Source organism: Anaeromyxobacter sp. PSR-1, from assembly GCF_000964525.1.
Taxonomy (GTDB): domain Bacteria; phylum Myxococcota; class Myxococcia; order Myxococcales; family Anaeromyxobacteraceae; genus Anaeromyxobacter.
The window spans coordinates 22,890-40,630 of sequence record NZ_BAZG01000010.1 but is presented as its reverse complement, the minus strand read 5'-3'; the positions used below and the strand labels follow the sequence as shown (position 1 = coordinate 40,630).

Sequence of the window (17,741 nt, the reverse complement as noted above, 5' to 3'; positions counted from 1 at the left end):
GATCCGATGGAAATCCGCGCCGACGAGATCAGCCGCATCATCCGCGAGCAGATCAAGGACTACGGGAAGAAGGTCGAGGTCGCCGAGACCGGCTCCATCCTGAGCCAGGCGGACGGCGTCGCCCGCATCTACGGCCTCGCCGGCGCCGCCGCCGGTGAGCTGCTCGAGTTCCCGGGCGGCGTGCGCGGCCTGGTCCTCAACCTCGAGGAGGACAACGTCGGCGCCGCCATCATGGGGCCCTACGAGCACATCCGCGAGGGCGACCCGGTCAAGCGCACCGGCCTCATCGCCGAGGTGCCGGTGGGCGAGGAGCTGCTCGGGCGCGTGGTGGACGGCCTCGGCAACCCCATCGACGGCCGCGGGCCCATCACCTCGAAGCACACCCGCAAGATCGAGATCAAGGCCCCCGGCATCGTGAAGCGCAAGTCGGTGCACGAGCCGATGCAGACCGGCCTGAAGGCGATCGACGCGCTCGTGCCCATCGGCCGCGGCCAGCGCGAGCTGATCCTGGGCGACCGCCAGACCGGCAAGACCGCGGTGGCGATCGACACCATCCTCAACAACAAGGGCAACAATCTCTACTGCTTCTACGTCGCCATCGGCCAGAAGCAGTCCACCGTCGCGCGCGTGGTCGACACGCTCAAGAAGTACGGCGCGATGGAGTACACGACGGTCATCTCCGCCAGCGCCTCCGACCCGGCGCCGATGCAGTACCTCGCGCCGTACACCGGCGTGACCATGGCGGAGTACTTCCGCGACTCCGGCCGCCACGCCCTCATCATCTACGACGACCTCTCCAAGCAGGCCGTGGCGTACCGCCAGCTCTCGCTGCTCCTCCGCCGCCCGCCGGGCCGCGAGGCGTACCCGGGCGACGTGTTCTACCTCCACAGCCGCCTGCTCGAGCGCGCCGCCAAGCTCTCCGACAAGGAGGGCGCCGGCTCGCTGACCGCGCTCCCCATCATCGAGACGCAGGCCGGCGACGTGTCGGCGTACATCCCGACGAACGTCATCTCCATCACCGACGGCCAGATCTTCCTCGAGTCGAACCTGTTCTACCAGGGCGTCCGGCCGGCCATTAACGTCGGCATCTCGGTGTCCCGCGTCGGCGGCTCCGCGCAGATCAAGGCCATGAAGCAGGTGGCCGGCTCGCTGAAGCTCGACCTCGCCCAGTACCGCGAGCTGGCGGCGTTCGCACAGTTCGGCTCCGACCTCGACAAGGCCACCCAGGAGACGCTGGCCCGCGGCGAGCGCCTGGTCGAGCTGCTGAAGCAGGGCCAGTACGCGCCGCTCTCCGTCGAGAAGCAGGTCATCCAGATCTACGCCGGCACGCAGAAGGACACGGACGGCCAGAACTGGATCCGCGCGGTCCCGACCGAGCAGGTGGTCCGCTACATGCGCGAGCTGCTCGAGTTCCTCGACGCCCGGCACCCCGGCATCGCCAAGGCGATCGCCGAGAAGAAGGCGCTCGACGACGGCATCCGCAAGGACCTCGACGCCGCGCTCCGGGAGTTCGCCGGCATCTTCAAGATCGAGGGCTAGCCGCCCGAGGAGACGAGGCTCCCGTGCCTTCCCTTCGCGACATCCGCAACCGCATCGGCTCGGTCCGCTCGACCCGGCAGATCACCAAGGCCATGAAGATGGTGTCCGCGGCGAAGCTCCGCCGCGCGCAGGACGCCGTCCTCAAGACCCGGCCGTACGCGATCCTGCTGGACCAGACGCTCTCCCGGCTGGCGGCCCGCGCCGCCGCCGAGGAGCAGGTGGCCCACCCGCTGCTCGCGCCGCGCGACCAGCGCACCGCCGAGGTGGTGGTCGTCACCAGCGACCGCGGCCTGGCCGGCGGCTTCAACTCCAACATCTGCCGCTTCGTCCAGCGCTTCCTCACCGAGAACGGCGACCGCTTCGAGCGGATCGCGCTCTCCACCGTGGGGAAGAAGGGCCGCGAGTACTTCAAGGCCCGCAAGCTCGACATCCGCAAGGACTACACCGGCATCCACGCGAACCTCGCCTACGAGAAGGCCGAGGCGCTCGCGCGCGAGGCCACCGAGCGCTACCTCGCCGGCGAGGTGGACACCGTCTTCCTCGCCTACAACGAGTTCAAGAGCGCCATCTCGCAGAAGCCGGTGGTGGTGCAGCTGCTCCCCATCGACACCTCGGCCGCCGCCGCGGACACCGCCGGCATCGACTTCAGGTACGAGCCCTCCCGCGAGGCGCTGCTCGCCGAGCTCCTGCCCCGCCACGTGGCGATGCAGGTGTGGCGGGCGCTGCTCGAGTCCGCCGCGTCGGAGCACGGCGCGCGGATGAGCGCGATGGAGTCGGCGACCAAGAACGCCGAGGAGATGATCGCGTCGCTCAGCCTCCAGTACAACCGGGCGCGCCAGGCCTACGTGACGAAGGAGCTCATGGAGATCGTGGGCGGCGCCGAGGCGCTCAAGTAACGGTCCCCGAAAGGAAGACATGGCCACCGCTACGAACGTTGAGAACGGCAGGATCACCCAGGTCATCGGCCCGGTGGTGGACGTCGAGTTCCCGCCCGGCGCGCTGCCCGACATCTACACCGCGCTCAAGGTGACGAACCCGGGCGTGGACGACCGCCAGGACAACCTCGTCATCGAGGTGTCGCAGCACCTCGGCGAGAACACCGCGCGCTGCATCGCGATGGACTCCACCGACGGCCTGGTGCGCGGCATGCCGGTGAAGAACACCGGCGCCCCCATCGCCGTGCCGGTGGGCAAGGAGGTGCTGGGCCGCATCCTGAACGTGGTGGGCGAGCCGGTGGACGAGCGCGGCCCGGTGGCCGCGACCCGCACGCTCCCCATCCACCGCGCGGCCCCGCTGCTCACCGACCTCAACGTGAAGGTCGAGGCGTTCGAGACCGGCATCAAGGTCATCGACCTGCTCGCCCCGTACCTCCGCGGCGGCAAGATCGGCCTGTTCGGCGGCGCGGGCGTGGGCAAGACCGTGCTGCTGATGGAGCTCGTGAACAACGTCGCGAAGAAGCGCGGCGGCTTCTCGGTGTTCGGCGGCGTGGGGGAGCGGACCCGCGAGGGCAACGACCTCTACCACGAGATGATCGAGGCGGGCGTCATCAACAAGGACGACCTGTCGAAGAGCCAGTGCGTGCTGGTGTACGGGCAGATGAACGAGCCGCCCGGCGCCCGCGCCCGCGTCGCCCTCTCGGCGCTCACCGTGGCGGAGTACTTCCGCGACGTCGAGAACCGAGACATGCTGCTCTTCATCGACAACATCTTCCGGTTCACCCAGGCCGGCTCCGAGGTGTCCGCGCTCCTCGGCCGCATCCCGTCCGCCGTGGGTTACCAGCCGACGCTGTCCACCGAGATGGGCGAGCTGCAGGAGCGCATCACCTCCACGCAGAAGGGCGCCATCACCTCGGTGCAGGCCATCTACGTGCCCGCCGACGACCTCACCGACCCGGCACCGGCCACCGCGTTCGCGCACCTCGACGCCACCACGGTGCTGAACCGCAAGCTCACCGAGATCGGCATCTACCCCGCGGTGGACCCGCTCGACTCGACCTCGCGCATCCTCGACCCGAACGTCGTCGGCCAGGAGCACTACGCCGTCGCCCGCGCGGTCCAGGAGACCCTGCAGCGCTACAAGGACCTGCAGGACATCATCGCCATCCTCGGCATGGACGAGCTCTCCGAGGACGACAAGCTCACCGTGGCGCGCGCCCGCAAGATCCAGCGCTTCCTCTCCCAGCCCTTCACCGTCGCCCAGCAGTTCACCGGCAACCCGGGCAAGTACGTCGAGCTCCCCGACACGATCCGCGGCTTCAAGGAGATCGTGGACGGCAAGCACGACGACCTGCCGGAGCAGGCGTTCTACATGGTCGGCGGGATCGAGGAGGCGGTGGAGAAGGCCAAGAAGCTCACCGCGGGGTAACCGATGGCGCTCACGCTCGACATCGTCACGCCGGAGAAGCGGGTCCTCTCGGTCCAGGTGGACGAGGTCCGCGCGCCCGGCGTGCAGGGCGGGTTCGGCGTCCGGCTGAACCACGAGCCCTTCATGACCGCGCTCGAGCCCGGCCGGCTCACCTACGTCGAGGGCGGGCGGGAGCACCACTACGCCGTCGGCGGCGGGTTCCTGCAGGTCGCCGACAACCGCGTCATCGTGCTCGCCGACACCGCCGAGGCGGCCGGCGAGATCGACGTGGAGCGCGCCCGGAAGGCCTTCGAGGACGCGCAGAACCGGCTGCTCCAGCTCACCGAGCAGGACGAGGGCCACTCGGCCGAGTCGGCGCGCGTGCGCCGCGCCGCGGCCCGGCTCACGGTCGCGGGCCGCTAGGCGGCGCGAAACAGGCTTCCCACGGCGGGGAAGGCGCTCCGGCGCCTTCCCCGCCGCCGTTTCAGGGCCTTCGCTGGCCCGCGCCCGCCCCGTCCGCGCCGCACGGTGCGTGAATTCCGCGCAGCGCGGACGCCTCCCCGGCGCGGCGCCGCGCCCGCCCCGCCGCAGCGCGGCAAACGCATTGAATCTCCAAGGGGAATCGGATAAAACCACCCCTCCCAGCGGAGCGGTCGCACACGCTCCGCGCGCCGCCTGGCCGCGAGCCCGCCGATGCCCGAAGACACCCTGCCCCCGACCCCTCCCGACGCGCCCGCGCCCCCGCCGCCCCCGGCGCCGCCCGGGGGCCCGCAGGTCAACATCGAGCAGGAGATGCGCAAGTCGTATCTCGACTACTCGATGTCGGTGATCATCGGCCGCGCGCTGCCCGACGTGCGCGACGGCCTGAAGCCGGTGCACCGCCGCGTGCTGTACGCGATGCACACCGAGGGGCTGCACCACAACAAGCGCTACTCGAAGTGCGCCGGCGTCGTGGGCGAGGTGCTGAAGAAGTACCACCCGCACGGCGACGCCTCGGTCTACGACGCGCTGGTGCGCCTCGCGCAGGACTGGAACCTGCGCTACCCGCTCATCGACGGCCAGGGCAACTTCGGCTCGGTGGACGGCGACCCCGCCGCGGCCTACCGCTACACCGAGTGCCGCCTGGAGCGGCTCTCCGACCACCTCCTCGCCGACATCGACAAGGACACGGTCGACTGGGGCCCGAACTTCGACGAGTCGATCCTCGAGCCGCGCGTCCTGCCCACCCGCTTCCCGAACCTGCTGGTGAACGGGTCGGCCGGCATCGCGGTGGGCATGGCCACCAACATCCCGCCCCACAACATGGGCGAGGTGATCGACGCGGCCGTCCACCTCATCGAGAACCCGAAGGCCACCGTCCTCGAGCTGATGCGCTTCATCCCGGGGCCGGACTTCCCCACCGCCGGGTTCATCCACGGCCGCGACGGCATCCGCGCCGCCTACGAGAAGGGGCGCGGCACCATCCAGGTGCGGGCGCGCACGGTGGTCGAGATCCACCCGAAGACCGAGCGCGAGACCATCGTCGTCACCGAGATCCCGTACCAGGTCAACAAGGCGAAGCTGGTCGAGCACATCGCCGAGCTGGTGCGCGAGAAGCGGATCGAGGGCATCAGCGACCTGCGCGACGAGTCCTCGCGCGAGGGCATGCGCATCGTCATCGAGCTGAAGCGCGACGCGATGGCGCAGGTGGTGCTGAACAACCTGTACGCCCACACGCAGATGCAGATGGGCTTCGGCGTGATCATGCTCGCCATCGACGGCGGGCAGCCGCGCATCCTCACGCTGAAGGAGATGCTGGAGCGCTTCGTGGCGCACCGCCGCGACGTGGTCACGCGGCGCACCCGCTACGAGCTGCGCAAGGCCCGCGAGCGCGAGCACATCCTGCTCGGCTACCAGATCGCGCTCGACCACATCGACGAGATCATCGAGCTCATCAAGAAGGCGAAGGACCGCGACGCCGCCCGCGACGAGATGATGGCGCGCTTCGCGCTGTCCGAGCTCCAGGCGAAGGCCATCCTGGAGATGCAGCTCCAGCGGCTCACCGGCCTGGAGCGCCAGAAGATCCTGGACGAGCTGGCCGAGGTGCAGAAGCTCATCACCCGGCTGAAGGAGATCCTCGGCTCCGAGAAGGTGTTGATGGAGGTGATCGTCGGGGAGCTGAAGGAGGTGAAGCAGCTCTTCGCCGACGAGCGCCGCACCGAGATCCAGGGCGAGGCCACCGACCTCTCCACCGAGGACCTCATCGCCGAGGAGGAGATGGTCGTCACCGTCTCGCACCTCGGCTACGTGAAGCGGAACCCGGTGTCGCTCTACCGCGCGCAGAAGCGCGGCGGGCGCGGCAAGACCGGCGCCGCCACCCGCGACGAGGACTTCCTGGAGAGCCTGTTCGTCGCCTCCACGCACAGCTACCTGCTCGTCTTCTCCGACAAGGGGAAGGTCTACTGGCTGAAGGTCCACGAGATCCCGCCCGCCGGCCGCACCGCCAAGGGCAAGCCCATCGTGAACCTGGTCCAGCTCGCGCCCGGCGAGAAGGTCGCGGCGATCCTGCCGGTGCGCCGGCTGCCCGAGCCGCCGGGCGCGGCCGACGAGGCGGCCGAGGCCGAGGGCGACGAGGCCGAGAAGGCGGAGGAGGTCGCGGCCGAGGGCACGCCCGCCTTCGTCTTCATGGCCACGCGCAAGGGGCTCATCAAGAAGACCCGCCTCGACCAGTTCGCCCGGCCGCGCGCGGCCGGCATCATCGGCCTCGGCATCGAGGAGGGCGACGAGCTCATCACCGCGCGCCTCACCGACGGCCGCAGCCACATCCTGCTCTCGACCGCGCGCGGCATGGCCATCCGCTTCGAGGAGTCGGACGTCCGGCCCATGGGGCGCACCGCCTACGGCGTGAAGGGCATCACGCTCGAGGAGGGCGACGAGGTGGTCGCCGGCGCCGCCATCGCGGCCGCAGCCGAGGGCGAGCAGGCGCACACCGTCCTCACGGTCACCGCCAACGGCTACGGCAAGCGCACCGAGCTCGCCGAGTACCGGGTGCAGACCCGCGGCGGCAAGGGGATCATCACCATCAAGACCACCGAGCGGAACGGCCCGGTGGTCGCGGCGGCCACCGTCGGCGACGCCGAGGAGGTGATGCTCATCACCAACGCCGGCATGCTCATCCGCATGCCCGCGCGCGGGATCAGCGTCATCGGCCGGAACACGCAGGGCGTCCGCCTCATCACGCTCGAGTCGAAGGAGGAGCAGGTGGTGGGCGTGGCGCGCGTCGCCGAGACCACCCCGGAGGCCGAGGAGGCGGGCGTGCGCGAGGAGCCGGAGGGCGCCGCGCCGGTCGAGACCGCGCCCCAGGACGGCGACGTCGGCGGCGACGCCGGCGACGCCTCCGGCGAGGGCGGCGAGGGCGGGGAGGGGCCGGAGGAGCAGGGGTGAGCCCGCCCCGGTCCCGCTGGGCCGCCGCGGCGCTGGCCGCGGCGCTCGCCCTCGGCTGCGGCTCGGCCGAGCGCAAGCTCGAGGCCGCCACCGCGCTCCGCCACGCCGGCGATCCGCGCGGCGCGCTCGCCGGCTACCAGCAGCTCCTCGCCGATCTCGGCGAGGGGCAGCTCGGGAAGGCCGACGCCGAGGTGCGCTGGAAGGCGCTCAAGTTCGCGGGCGACGTCTCGTACCTCGAGCTGGGCGACTACCAGAGCGCCCTCGCCTACTACCGCCGCATCATCTCGCTCCACCCGGGCGGCCCCGAGGCGCACGAGGCGCGCGGCCGGCTCGGCGACATCTTCCGCGACCGCTACGGCGACCACCTCGCCGCCATCACGCAGTACGCGGACGTGGCCGGCTCCGACTCGCCGGACGCGCCGCGCTACCAGCTCGAGGTGGCGCGCGAGTACCTGGCGCTGAAGCGCTGGGAGCAGGCGCGCACCGAGGCGCGCATCCTGCGCGAGAAGTGGCCGACGCACGAGCTGGCCGACGAGGCGCAGCTGCTCACCGGGCAGTCGTGGGCGCTGGAGCGCCGCGACGAGGAGGCGCTGGGCGCGTTCCAGGCGCTGGTGGACCGGCGCTCGCGCCCGGACGTGAAGGCGCGCGCGCTGGAGGCGCAGGCGCAGATCCACGCGCAGTCCGGCGACCTCGACCGCGCGCTCGAGCTGTACGCGCTGGCGCTGCCGGGGCACCCGAACCCGGACGCGATCCGGACCAACATCGAGGCGGTGCGCGAGCGGCGGGCGCGGGCGGGAACGGCCCGGCCCGGCGACCGCGCCGCGGCGTTCGACAAGGGGCCGGCGAAGCCCGCCCCGCGGGAGGGACCATGAAGACCGAGCTGTCGCAGAAGCTGTTCGAGAAGGCGAACGACCTGTTCCCCGGGGGCGTGAACAGCCCGGTGCGCGCGTTCAAGGGCGTGGGCGGCACGCCGCGCTTCATCGCGCGCGCCAGGGGCTCGCACATCGTGGACGTGGACGGGAACGACTACGTCGACTACGTGCTGTCCTGGGGCCCGATGATCGTCGGGCACTGCCACCCCGAGGTGATGCGCGAGGTGCAGGACGCGATGAAGGAGGGCTCCTCCTTCGGCGCGCCGTCGCCGCGCGAGATCCTGCTCGCCGAGCTGGTGCGCGAGCGGATGCCGTGGGTGGAGAAGATGCGGTTCGTCTCCTCCGGCACCGAGGCCACCACCTCCGCCATCCGCGTGGCGCGCGGCTTCACCGGGCGCGACGACATCGTGAAGTTCGACGGCTGCTACCACGGCGCCGGCGATCCGCTGCTGGTGAAGGCCGGCTCGGGCGTCGAGACCCTCGGCCTCCCCGACTCGCCCGGCGTGCCCGCGGACGTGGCCCGCCACACCCTCACCGCCCCGTACAACGACCTCGGCGCGCTGGAGAAGGTGTTCGAGGCGAAGGGCAGCTCGATCGCGGCGGTGATCCTCGAGCCGGTGGTCGGCAACATGGGCGTGCTCGTGCCGCGCCCCGGCTTCCTCGAGGGCGTCCACGCGCTGTGCCGGAAGCACGGCGCGCTCTTCATCGTGGACGAGGTGATGACCGGCTTCCGCCTCTCCGCGGGCGGCGCCTGCGGCCTGTACGGCCTCCGCCCCGACCTCGTCACCTTCGGCAAGGTGATCGGCGCGGGCCTGCCGGTGGGCGCGTTCGGCGGCCGCCGCGACGTGATGGACCGGGTGGCGCCGGCCGGGCCCATCTACCAGGCCGGCACGCTCTCCGGGAACCCGATGGCGATGGCCGCGGGCCACGCCGCGCTGAAGCTCATGACCGAGGCGGCCTACCGGAAGCTCGAGACGCTCTCGGCCGCGCTCGCCGACGGCCTCGTCGCCGCCGCGGCCGAGGCGAAGGTGCCGGTGCAGCTGAACCGGGTCGGCTCGATGCTGACCGTGTTCTTCTCGGACAGGCCGGTGTTCGACGCGGCCAGCGCGCGCGCCTGCAACACGCGCCGCTTCGGCGCGTTCTTCCACGCCATGCTCGAGCACGGCGCCTACCTGCCGCCCTCGCAGTTCGAGGCGGCGTTCCTCTCCACCGCCCACACCGACGACGACGTGGCGCGCACCGTGGCGGCGGCGCGCGTGGCGTTCGCCGAGGCCGCGAAGGTGGCCTGACGTTGGGGGAGCTCGACCCGCTCCTCGCCGACCGCTTCGCGGCGTTCGAGGGGATCGCCTACCTCGACGCCGCGAACCAGGGGCCGCTCCCGCTGGCGGCCTCGCGCGCCGGCCGCGAGGCGCTCAAGCTGAAGGAGCAGCCCTGGCGCATCGGCCCGCGCACCTACCTCACCGCGGTGGACGAGGTGCGCGCGCTCGCTGCGCGGCTGCTCGGCGCGCGCGAGGAGGCGGTCGCGGTCGCGACCGGCGCCGGGCAGATCGTGAACGCGGTGGCGCGCGGGCTCGAGCTCGCCGAGGGCGACGAGATCCTGATCGCCCGCCACGAGTACCCGTCGAACGACTTCCCCTGGCGCTGGCTCGCCCGGCGCGGCGTGCGGGTGCGGGTGGTCGAGCCGGACGATGCCAGCGGCGCGGTGTCGGCGGGGCGGCTCGCCGCCGAGATCGGCCCGCGCACGCGGGTGGTGGCGTTCGCCCACGTCTCGTACCTGCACGGCGGGCGCATCGACCCCGGCCCGGTGGTGGAGGCGGCGCGCAGGGCCGGCGCGCTCACCGTGGTGGACGGCAGCCAGGCGGCGGGCGCCATGCCGTTCGACTTCGGCGGCTCGGGCGTGGACGTCTACGCGGCCGCCGCCTACAAGTTCCTGCTCGGCCCCTACGGCACCGCGCTCGGCCTGTTCTCGTCCGCCGCGCTCGATCGGCTGGCGGTCGGCGACCTCAACTGGTGGGCGGTGAAGGGCTCGGAGGACTTCGAGCACCTGCCCACCGCGGTCGAGCTGCGGCCGGGCGCGCGGCGCTACGACGCGCACCAGACCGCGAGCTTCAACAACCTGCTCCCGCTGGCGGAGTCGCTCCGGCTCCTGCTCGAGGCCGGGCCGGCCCGGATCCAGGCCCACGCCCGGGCGCTCGGCGATCGGCTGCTCGCCGCCCTTCCCCCGGGCTGGGAGGCGGCGAGCCCGCTCGCGCCCGAGGCGCGCAGCCACCTCGTCTGCATCCGGTCCACGGCGGGCGGCGCCGCGACCGACGCCGGCCAGGACGCGCTGCGGGCGGCCCGGGTCTGGACCTCGCTCCGTGGCGGCCGAATCCGCGTCGCGCCGCACCTTTACAGCACCCCCGACGACGTGGACCGGCTGGTCGCGGCCCTGCCGCCGGCGGGGTGAAGCGGGATGGCTCCGGGCGGGGGGCGCGGCCATTGACGCGGCCATTCCCGCCTGCTATACGGGCGTGCCCTTCGGCTCGCCGAAACATCGGTAACCTCCGGTGATTCCGGGGACGAGGGGCGGAGGCGCGCAGTGCCGGGACCGAGCGATCGAGAGCGCCGGGATCCGGAGACGAAGGGGCTCTCGAACCTTGCGGAGGGGTATCGCAAGGCGGCGCCGTACATGGGCGCCTCCACCACGCTGGTCGCCTCCATCGGGCTGTTCGCCTGGGCCGGCCACTGGCTGGACGGGAAGCTGGGGAACCGGACGCCGTGGTTCCTGCTCCTCGGCGCGCTGCTCGGGATGGTGGGCGGGTTCGTCAGCTTCTTCAGGACCGTACTCGGATCGGGGAAGAAGGACCGTTGAGTTGAAGCACCAGCTCGTCACCGCCGCCGTCGCCGCCGCGTTCGTCGCGCTCGCGCTCGCCTCCGGGCCGTACCGCCGCGGCGCGCTGGTGGGCGCCTCGATCTCCGGCGTGACCGCGCTCGCCTCCATCGTCGCGATGGCGCGGTTCGCGCGCGGGTCGAAGCCGGTGCAGCGCGCGCTCGCGGTGATGGCCTCGGCGTTCCTGGTCCGCATCCTCCTCGTCGCGCTCGGGACCGTCGCGGTCGCGCGCGCGGGCGAGAGCATCTACGCCTTCGTCGTCGCCTTCTTCGTGCCCTACTTCGTCTTCAGCGCCATCGAAGGCGCCTTCGTCCACTCGCTCAACCGAGGAACGGGAACGACCGCATGACCGCCGCCACGCTCGTCACGCTCGCCCTCAGCCTCTCGCTCGCCCAGCACGACGCCGCGCCCGCGCCGGCCGCCGCCCCGGTCGAGCAGCACGGCGCGGCCACCGAGGCCGCCGCCCCCGACGCGCACGCCGCCCCGGCGGGCGAGCACGGTGCGGCCGTCGAGGCCCACGCCGCCGGCGGCGAGCACGGCCAGGCCGCCGGCCACGAGGGCGGGCACGACGAGAGCCTGGGCGCGGTGATGATGCACCACGTCACCGACGGCTACGTCATCGAGCACCCCGGCTTCTGCAACGGCAGGCCCGCCTGGAACTGCGAGTGGGACCTCCGCGAGACGTTCGGCGACGCGCTCAAGTTCGGCGCGCTCGACATGACGCCCACCAAGCACGTCATGATGATGTGGTTCGCCTCGGCGCTGCTGCTCGTGGTGGTGCTCGCCGCCGTCCGCAAGAAGAGCCTGGTGCCGCGCGGCCTCTACAACTTCATCGAGGTGCTGGTCGCGTTCGTCCGGAACGAGATCGCGGTGAAGAACATCGGCGAGAAGGACGCGGACCGGTTCGTCCCGTACCTCGTCACCGCCTTCTTCTTCATCCTGTTCCTGAACCTGTTCGGCCTCATCCCGTTCTCGGCCACCGCCACCGCCAACCTGTCGGTCACGGTCGCGCTCGCGCTCTTCACTTTCTTCATCACGCAGTACGCCGCCATCCGCGCCATGGGCGTGGGCGGGTACCTGGCCCACCTCACCGGCGGCGTGCCGAAGTCGCTCGCGCCGCTGTGGATCATCATGATCCCGGTCGAGTTCCTGGGCCTGTTCACGAAGCCCTTCGCCCTCACCGTCCGTCTCTTCGCCAACATGGTGGCGGGCCACTTCGTGATCCTGGCGCTGCTCGGCCTCATCTTCGCGCTGGGCACGCCCTGGGTGGCGTTCGGCTCGGTGCCGATGGCCCTCGGGATCTTCCTGCTCGAGCTCTTCGTGGCGTTCGTGCAGGCCTACATCTTCACCATGCTCTCCTCGCTCTTCATCGGCGCCGGCCTGGTCCACCACGGCGACGACCATGGGCACGCGGAGGAGCACGGTCACGCCGGGCCCGGCATGGGCTCGGAGCACGGTTCACACGTGGCGGGGGCGTCCCCCGGCCATGGGTAGTCGAGCGCGGTAAGCGCCCCGGGAAACGAGCGGCCCGGCAACACCGCCCCGCAGCATCGGAGAACGCAGCCATGACCTCTGTCGCCCTCGCGTACCTGTCCGCCGGCTTCGGCGCCGGCCTCGCCGTCCTCGGCGCCGGCCTCGGCATCGGCAAGCTCGCCGCCGCCGCCATGGAGGGCTCGGCCCGCCAGCCGACCGCCGCCGGTGACATCCGGACCTCGATGATCATCGCCGCCGCCCTCATCGAAGGCGCGACGCTGTTCGCCATCGTGGTCTGCCTGCTCCTCGCCCTCGCCAAGTAACCGCTCCGCCCGTCGCGGAGCCCAGCGTCTCCTGGGAGTGACTGCCATGGCCTCCTTCCTCTCGCCGGTCCCGGTGCTCGCCGCCGGCGGCATCGCCGACATCAACCCCGGCCTCACGCTCTGGACCGCCATCACGTTCCTCGTGATGCTCGCGGTGCTCGCGAAGTTCGCGTGGGGGCCGATCGTCAAGATGCTGGCCGAGCGCGAGCGCTCGATCCGCGAGGCCATCGACTCGGCCAAGAAGGAGCGGGCCGAGGCGGAGCGGCTCCTCGCCGCGCAGAAGGAGTCGCTCGCCAAGGCGCAGCGCGAGGCCGCCGAGCTCGCGCGCCGGAACCAGCAGGAGGTGGAGGCGCTCCGCCAGGAGCTCACCGCCAAGGCGCGCAAGGAGGCGGACGAGCTGGTGGCCGAGGCGCGGCGCCAGATCGCCGAGGAGCTGGGGAAGGCCAAGGCCGACCTCAAGGCGCAGGTGGTGGACCTCGCCATCGACGCCGCCTCGCGCCTGGTGAAGGCGAACCTCGACGAGAAGGCCCAGCGGGCGCTCGTCGAGGAGTACATCGCGCAGCTCCCGGCGAACCGCGCGGCCTAGCCGCCCGGTTCCCGCTGCTCGCATCGCGCTCCGGCGGGCCCCCGCGTCCGCCGGAGCGTTTCGTTTCTTGCGGGATAGAGAGAGCAGGACATGGGCCTCTCCATCGGCATCGTCGGCCTCCCCAACGTGGGGAAGTCCACCCTCTTCAACGCGCTGCTCGGCGCCGCGCAGGCGGCGGCCGCCAACTACCCGTTCTGCACCATCGAGCCGAACGTGGGCGTGGTGCCGGTGCCGGACGCGCGCCTCGACGCGCTCTCGGCCCTGTTCAAGCCGAAGAAGACCACCCCCACCACGCTCGAGTTCGTCGACATCGCCGGCCTCGTCGCCGGCGCGTCCAAGGGCGAGGGGCTCGGCAACCAGTTCCTCGCGAACATCCGCGAGGTGGACGCCATCGCCCACGTGCTGCGCTGCTTCGAGGACCCCGACGTCGTCCACGTGGCCGGCAAGGTGGACCCGCGCGGCGATCGCGACGTGGTCGAGACCGAGCTCATGCTGAAGGACCTCGACTCGGTCGAGAAGAAGCGCGAGCGCGCGCTCAAGAACACCAAGGCCGCCGGCAAGGCCGGCGAGCTGGCGAAGCTCGAGGTGGCGGCGCTCGACCGGGTGAAGGCGGGCCTGGAGGCCGGCACGCCGGTGCGCGCGCAGGCGCTCTCCGAGGAGGACCGCGCCGCGGTGAAGGACCTGTTCCTGCTCACCTCGAAGCCGGTGCTCTACATCGCGAACGTGGACGAGTCGCAGCTCGGCAAGGAGGCGACCGACCCGAGCATCCTGGCGGTGAAGGCGCTCGCCGACGCCGAGGGCGCGCCCATGGTGGAGATCTCCGGCAAGGTGGAGTCGGAGCTGGTGGAGCTCGCGCCGCCGGAGCGCGCCGAGTACCTCGCCTCGCTCGGCCTCGAGGAGCCCGGCCTGCACCGGCTGGTGCACGCCGGCTACCGGCTGCTCGGCCTCATCACCTACTTCACCTCTGGCGAGGACGAGTGCCGCGCCTGGACCGTGCGCAAGGGCTCGCACGCGCCGCAGGCGGCGGGCGTCATCCACACCGACTTCGAGAAGGGCTTCATCAAGGCCGAGGTCATCCGCATCGAGGACCTCCTCGAGCTGAAGACCGAGGCCGCCTGCCGCGAGAAGGGCAAGCTGCGCATCGAGGGCAAGGACTACGTCGTCCAGGACGGCGACGTGATGCACTTCAGGTTCAATGTGTAGACCCCCGCTCGCCCCTCGACAGGCTCGGGGTGAGCGGAGCTCCGAAGCGCGCTCGGGGTGGCCCCTCGACTCCGCCCGCCTGCGGCGGGCTACGCTCGGGGTGAGCGGAAGGCTGAACTCCGCTCGTGGTGAGCCCGTCGAACCACGAGCGAGGACGTCAGCGCCGCGCGCGGACGTTCGCGATCCGGACCGCCAGCCGCAGCGCCGCGATCATCGAGGCGGCGCTCGCCTTGCCCTTGCCGGCGATGTCGTAGGCGACGCCGTGGTCCGGGCTGGTGCGGACGATGGGCAGGCCCAGCGTCACGTTCACCGCCGGATCCCCGCCCACCGCGTCGAGCAGCTTCACCGGGATGAGCCCCTGGTCGTGGTAGAGCGCGACCACCGCGTCGAACTCGCCCAGCGCGGCGCGGAAGAACACCGAGTCGGCCGGGAACGGCCCGGCGGCGGGCGCGCCGGCGGCCCGGGCCGCGGCGAGCGCGGGGGCGAGCAGCCGCGACTCCTCGTCGCCGAAGGCGCCCTCCTCGCCCGCGTGCGGGTTGAGCGCGGCGAGCGCGAGGCGCGGCCGGGCGATGCCGAGGTCGTCGCGGAGCGCGCGGTGGGTGATGGCGAGCGTCTCGACGATGCGCGGCACGGTGAGCGCGCGGCGCAGCCGCGAGAACGCCACGTGGTTCGTGACGAGCGCGATGCGGAGCCGGTCGCCCGCCAGCATCATCACCGACCGGCGCACGCCGCAGGCGGCCTCCAGCCACTCGGTGTGCCCGACGAACCCGGGCAGCGCGCGCGCCACCTGCGCCTTCGACACCGGCGCGGTGCAGAGCGCGGCGGCGGCGCCCTCGCGGACCGCGCGGAACGCGGCCTCCACGTAGGCGAGCTGGGCCGCGCCCGCCGCCGGCGCGGGCCGGCCGGGGCGGAGCTGGGCGGCGGGGAGCGCGGTGGTGGCGACGAGCGCCCCGCCGGCCGGGAGCGGCGCGCCGGGCTCGACGACCGGCAGGCCGAGGTCGCCGAGCGCGCGCGCGAGCACGCGCCGGTCGCCGAACACCAGGGGGACGAGCTCGCCGCGCAGCGCGCGGAGCGCGCCCGCGGTCACCTCCGGCCCGACGCCGGAGGGGTCGCCGAGCGAGATGGCGATGCGCGGGCGCCCCGCGCGGCTCACGGCCGCAGCTCGGGGAGCTTCACGTCGATGAGCGCGTCGCGCCGGAGCTCGGCCACGTACTGCTGCCGGTAGTTCTCGGCCTGCTCCTCGCCGAGCCGCTGCCGGATCTCGTCGCGCGCCTGCTCGAAGCTCTTGCCGCCGCCGCGCCGCCGCTCCTCGACCTTGAGGATGTGCACGCCGGGGCCCGCCTCCACCAGCCCGGAGATCTCGCCGGTCTTGAGCGCGAAGGCGGCGTCCTCGAGCGTGCGGTGGATGGTGCCGCGCTTCAGCCAGCCCAGCTCGCCGCCCTCCTCGGCCGACGGGCCGCGGGAGACGGCCTTCGCGACCGCGCCGAAGTCCTCGCCGGTCTTGAGCCGCTGCAGCACCCGCTGGCCCTCGGCGCGCGCCTGGGCCTGCGCCTGCGCGCCGCCGCCCTCGGGGAACGGGATGAAGATGTGGCGGACCCGCACCTCGTCCTCGCCGTCGAACTCCTGCGGGTGGGACTGGTAGTAGTTGCGCAGGTCCTCCTCGGACGTCTTGATCTTCCCCGCCACCTTGTACTGGAGCAGCGAGAAGTTCTGCAGCTCGCGCCGGATGCGGGTCCGGTAGTCGGCCATCGAGTAGCCCTCGGAGGCGAGGGCGGACTCGAGCTGGGCGTCGGTGAAGCCGTTCTGCTTCTTCACGCCCTCGATGGCGTCGTCCACCTGCTTCTCGGTGACCTCGATCTCCAGCTCCTTCGCCTTCTCGGCGAAGAGCTTGTCCGAGACCACCTGGTCGAAGGCGCGCCGGAGCGCCTCGGCGCGGGCGCGCTCGCGCTCCGGGCCGGCGGGGAGCGCGTCGGCCGCCGCCAGGCCGAGCGCGGCGGCGCGCTGCTCCAGCTCCTGCAGGGTGACCACGTCGCCGTTCACGATGGCGGCCACCCGGTCGAGCACGCGCCGGGGCGGCTGGGCCGCGGCGGCGGGGGGCGCCGGCGCGGCGGGCGCGGCGTTGGAGAGGGTGACGGCGAGCAGCGCGAGGGAGAGGTTCAAGGGGTCACCGCGGCGAGGGCCTTCTCGTCGATCTCGATCTGGGCGCGCTTGCGGAGGGCCTCGAGGTACTCCGCCTGCGCCCCGGCCCGCTTCTCGCGGCCGAGCTTCTCGGCGATCTCGGCGCGCGCCTGCTCCAGCGTGCGCCGCTGCGCCGGCTTCTTCTCCACCACCTTGAACAGGTGGAAGCCGTACGGGGACGGGGTGACGTCGGAGATCACGTTCACCGGCAGCGAGAAGCAGGTGTCGAACACCTCCGGGAACCCGGAGCCGCGCCCGATGAAGCCGAGGTCGCCGCCGCCCTTGCCCTCGGGGGCGATGGACGAGCGGCGCGCCACCTCGGCGAAGGTCTGCGGGTTGCGGCGGAGCTTCTCGCGCACCTGGGCTGCCTCTTCGCGGCTCGCGACGACGATCTGGAGCACGTGCACCCGCTCCGGCTCCTGGAACTCGGGGCCGTGCTCCGCGTAGTAACGCTCGACCTCGGCGTCCACCACCTGGACCTGCGGGAACACCTCCTGCTCGAACAGGCGCTCCACGGTGAGCTGGTCCTTGAGGCGGGCCTTCAGCTCGGCCTGGCTGAGCCGCTCCTGCGCGAGCAGGTCGTCGAAGTGCGTGCCCGGGTACTCCGCCCGGAGGCGGAGGAAGGCCCGCTCGACCTGGTCCTGGCCGACCACGATCGAGCGGGCGCGCGCCTGCTGCAGGAGCAGCGCGCGGTCGACGAGGTCGTCGAGCACGCGCCGCCGCAGCACGTCGCCGGTGGCCGGCGCCTGGCCCTCCGCGCCCGCCTGCGCGTCGCGCAGCTCGCGCGCGACCGCGTCGGGCGCGATGGGCTCGCCGTTCACGACCGCCACCGCGCCGGGCGCGGGGCGCTCGCCGGAGCGCGCGCCGCCGCAGCGGCCGCAGCCGGCGGCGAGCGCGGTCGCGATCAGGATGGGCGCGAGGGCCGGGCGCAC

At 72.4% G+C, this 17,741-nt stretch carries 17 protein-coding genes; 14 read left to right on the top strand and 3 right to left on the bottom strand.

Going from position 1 to position 17,741, the window contains the following annotated elements; genetic code table 11:
* The first annotated feature begins 6 nt into the window (after window positions 1-6).
* The 14 genes from atpA to ychF all read left to right on the top strand — a co-directional run bounded on the left by atpA (window position 7) and on the right by ychF (window position 14,631).
* Window positions 7-1,539: a F0F1 ATP synthase subunit alpha gene (gene atpA, locus PSR1_RS03375; RefSeq protein ID WP_059436229.1), complete on the top strand. Its 1,533-nt coding sequence runs from the start codon at window positions 7-9 to the stop codon at window positions 1,537-1,539.
* A 23-nt stretch (window positions 1,540-1,562) separates the two neighbouring features.
* Window positions 1,563-2,435, top strand: a complete 873-nt coding sequence (atpG, locus tag PSR1_RS03370; protein WP_059436228.1) for an ATP synthase F1 subunit gamma — start codon at window positions 1,563-1,565, stop codon at window positions 2,433-2,435.
* 19 nt (window positions 2,436-2,454) lie between these two features.
* On the top strand, window positions 2,455-3,903 hold the full coding sequence (atpD, locus tag PSR1_RS03365) for a F0F1 ATP synthase subunit beta (RefSeq protein ID WP_012528429.1): 1,449 nt from the start codon (window positions 2,455-2,457) through the stop codon (window positions 3,901-3,903).
* 3 nt (window positions 3,904-3,906) lie between these two features.
* On the top strand, window positions 3,907-4,305 hold the full coding sequence (locus tag PSR1_RS03360) for a F0F1 ATP synthase subunit epsilon (RefSeq protein ID WP_059436227.1): 399 nt from the start codon (window positions 3,907-3,909) through the stop codon (window positions 4,303-4,305).
* 270 nt (window positions 4,306-4,575) lie between these two features.
* A complete protein-coding gene (gyrA, locus tag PSR1_RS03355) occupies window positions 4,576-7,305 on the top strand; it encodes a DNA gyrase subunit A (protein WP_059436226.1) in 2,730 nt (909 codons plus the stop codon).
* Complete coding sequence (locus tag PSR1_RS03350) at window positions 7,302-8,177, top strand: lipopolysaccharide assembly protein LapB (protein ID WP_059436225.1); 876 nt, start codon at window positions 7,302-7,304, stop codon at window positions 8,175-8,177. The genes gyrA and PSR1_RS03350 overlap by 4 nt, the downstream gene beginning before the upstream one ends.
* Complete coding sequence (gene hemL, locus PSR1_RS03345; RefSeq protein WP_059436224.1) at window positions 8,174-9,466, top strand: glutamate-1-semialdehyde 2,1-aminomutase; 1,293 nt, start codon at window positions 8,174-8,176, stop codon at window positions 9,464-9,466. Before PSR1_RS03350 ends, hemL begins: the two co-directional genes overlap by 4 nt.
* Window positions 9,467-9,468: 2 nt before the next feature.
* A complete protein-coding gene (locus PSR1_RS03340; RefSeq protein WP_059436223.1) occupies window positions 9,469-10,623 on the top strand; it encodes an aminotransferase class V-fold PLP-dependent enzyme in 1,155 nt (384 codons plus the stop codon).
* Window positions 10,624-10,755: 132 nt separating this feature from the next.
* Window positions 10,756-11,028: an AtpZ/AtpI family protein gene (locus PSR1_RS03335; RefSeq protein ID WP_059436222.1), complete on the top strand. Its 273-nt coding sequence runs from the start codon at window positions 10,756-10,758 to the stop codon at window positions 11,026-11,028.
* A gap of 1 nt (window position 11,029) precedes the next feature.
* The gene (locus PSR1_RS03330) at window positions 11,030-11,395 is read left to right on the top strand and encodes a hypothetical protein (protein ID WP_059436221.1); all 366 of its coding nucleotides are present in this window, start codon (window positions 11,030-11,032) and stop codon (window positions 11,393-11,395) included.
* Complete coding sequence (locus PSR1_RS03325; RefSeq protein ID WP_059436220.1) at window positions 11,392-12,540, top strand: F0F1 ATP synthase subunit A; 1,149 nt, start codon at window positions 11,392-11,394, stop codon at window positions 12,538-12,540. Before PSR1_RS03330 ends, PSR1_RS03325 begins: the two co-directional genes overlap by 4 nt.
* A 71-nt stretch (window positions 12,541-12,611) precedes the next feature.
* Window positions 12,612-12,842: an ATP synthase F0 subunit C gene (gene atpE / locus PSR1_RS03320; protein ID WP_059436219.1), complete on the top strand. Its 231-nt coding sequence runs from the start codon at window positions 12,612-12,614 to the stop codon at window positions 12,840-12,842.
* Between the two features lie 46 nt (window positions 12,843-12,888).
* Entirely contained in the window at window positions 12,889-13,428 is a 540-nt protein-coding gene (gene atpF / locus PSR1_RS03315) for a F0F1 ATP synthase subunit B (RefSeq protein ID WP_059436218.1), read from the top strand.
* Window positions 13,429-13,518: 90 nt separating this feature from the next.
* Window positions 13,519-14,631, top strand: coding sequence for a redox-regulated ATPase YchF (gene ychF, locus PSR1_RS03310; protein WP_059436217.1), 1,113 nt, complete (start codon window positions 13,519-13,521; stop codon window positions 14,629-14,631).
* 157 nt (window positions 14,632-14,788) lie between these two features.
* On the opposite strand, the gene pdxA is transcribed toward ychF, so the two are convergent.
* The 3 genes from pdxA to PSR1_RS03295 are packed head-to-tail and all read right to left on the bottom strand — an operon-like array spanning window position 14,789 to window position 17,741.
* On the bottom strand, window positions 14,789-15,784 hold the full coding sequence (gene pdxA, locus PSR1_RS03305; RefSeq protein WP_059436216.1) for a 4-hydroxythreonine-4-phosphate dehydrogenase PdxA: 996 nt from the start codon (window positions 15,782-15,784) through the stop codon (window positions 14,789-14,791).
* Window positions 15,781-16,791, bottom strand: coding sequence for a peptidylprolyl isomerase (locus PSR1_RS03300; protein ID WP_059436215.1), 1,011 nt, complete (start codon window positions 16,789-16,791; stop codon window positions 15,781-15,783). Before PSR1_RS03300 ends, pdxA begins: the two co-directional genes overlap by 4 nt.
* Window positions 16,788-17,741: a peptidyl-prolyl cis-trans isomerase gene (locus PSR1_RS03295; RefSeq protein WP_059436214.1), complete on the bottom strand. Its 954-nt coding sequence runs from the start codon at window positions 17,739-17,741 to the stop codon at window positions 16,788-16,790. Before PSR1_RS03295 ends, PSR1_RS03300 begins: the two co-directional genes overlap by 4 nt.

What these genes read in the sequence shown, in the direction of transcription:
- atpA (WP_059436229.1), top strand. Translation starts at nt 7, where the DNA reads ATGGAAATCCGCGCCGACGAGATCAGCCGCATCATCCGCGAGCAGATC.
- atpD (WP_012528429.1), top strand. Translation starts at nt 2,455, where the DNA reads ATGGCCACCGCTACGAACGTTGAGAACGGCAGGATCACCCAGGTCATC.
- PSR1_RS03360 (WP_059436227.1), top strand. Translation starts at nt 3,907, where the DNA reads ATGGCGCTCACGCTCGACATCGTCACGCCGGAGAAGCGGGTCCTCTCG.
- gyrA (WP_059436226.1), top strand. Translation starts at nt 4,576, where the DNA reads ATGCCCGAAGACACCCTGCCCCCGACCCCTCCCGACGCGCCCGCGCCC.
- hemL (WP_059436224.1), top strand. Translation starts at nt 8,174, where the DNA reads ATGAAGACCGAGCTGTCGCAGAAGCTGTTCGAGAAGGCGAACGACCTG.
- PSR1_RS03325 (WP_059436220.1), top strand. Translation starts at nt 11,392, where the DNA reads ATGACCGCCGCCACGCTCGTCACGCTCGCCCTCAGCCTCTCGCTCGCC.
- atpE (WP_059436219.1), top strand. Translation starts at nt 12,612, where the DNA reads ATGACCTCTGTCGCCCTCGCGTACCTGTCCGCCGGCTTCGGCGCCGGC.
- atpF (WP_059436218.1), top strand. Translation starts at nt 12,889, where the DNA reads ATGGCCTCCTTCCTCTCGCCGGTCCCGGTGCTCGCCGCCGGCGGCATC.
- ychF (WP_059436217.1), top strand. Translation starts at nt 13,519, where the DNA reads ATGGGCCTCTCCATCGGCATCGTCGGCCTCCCCAACGTGGGGAAGTCC.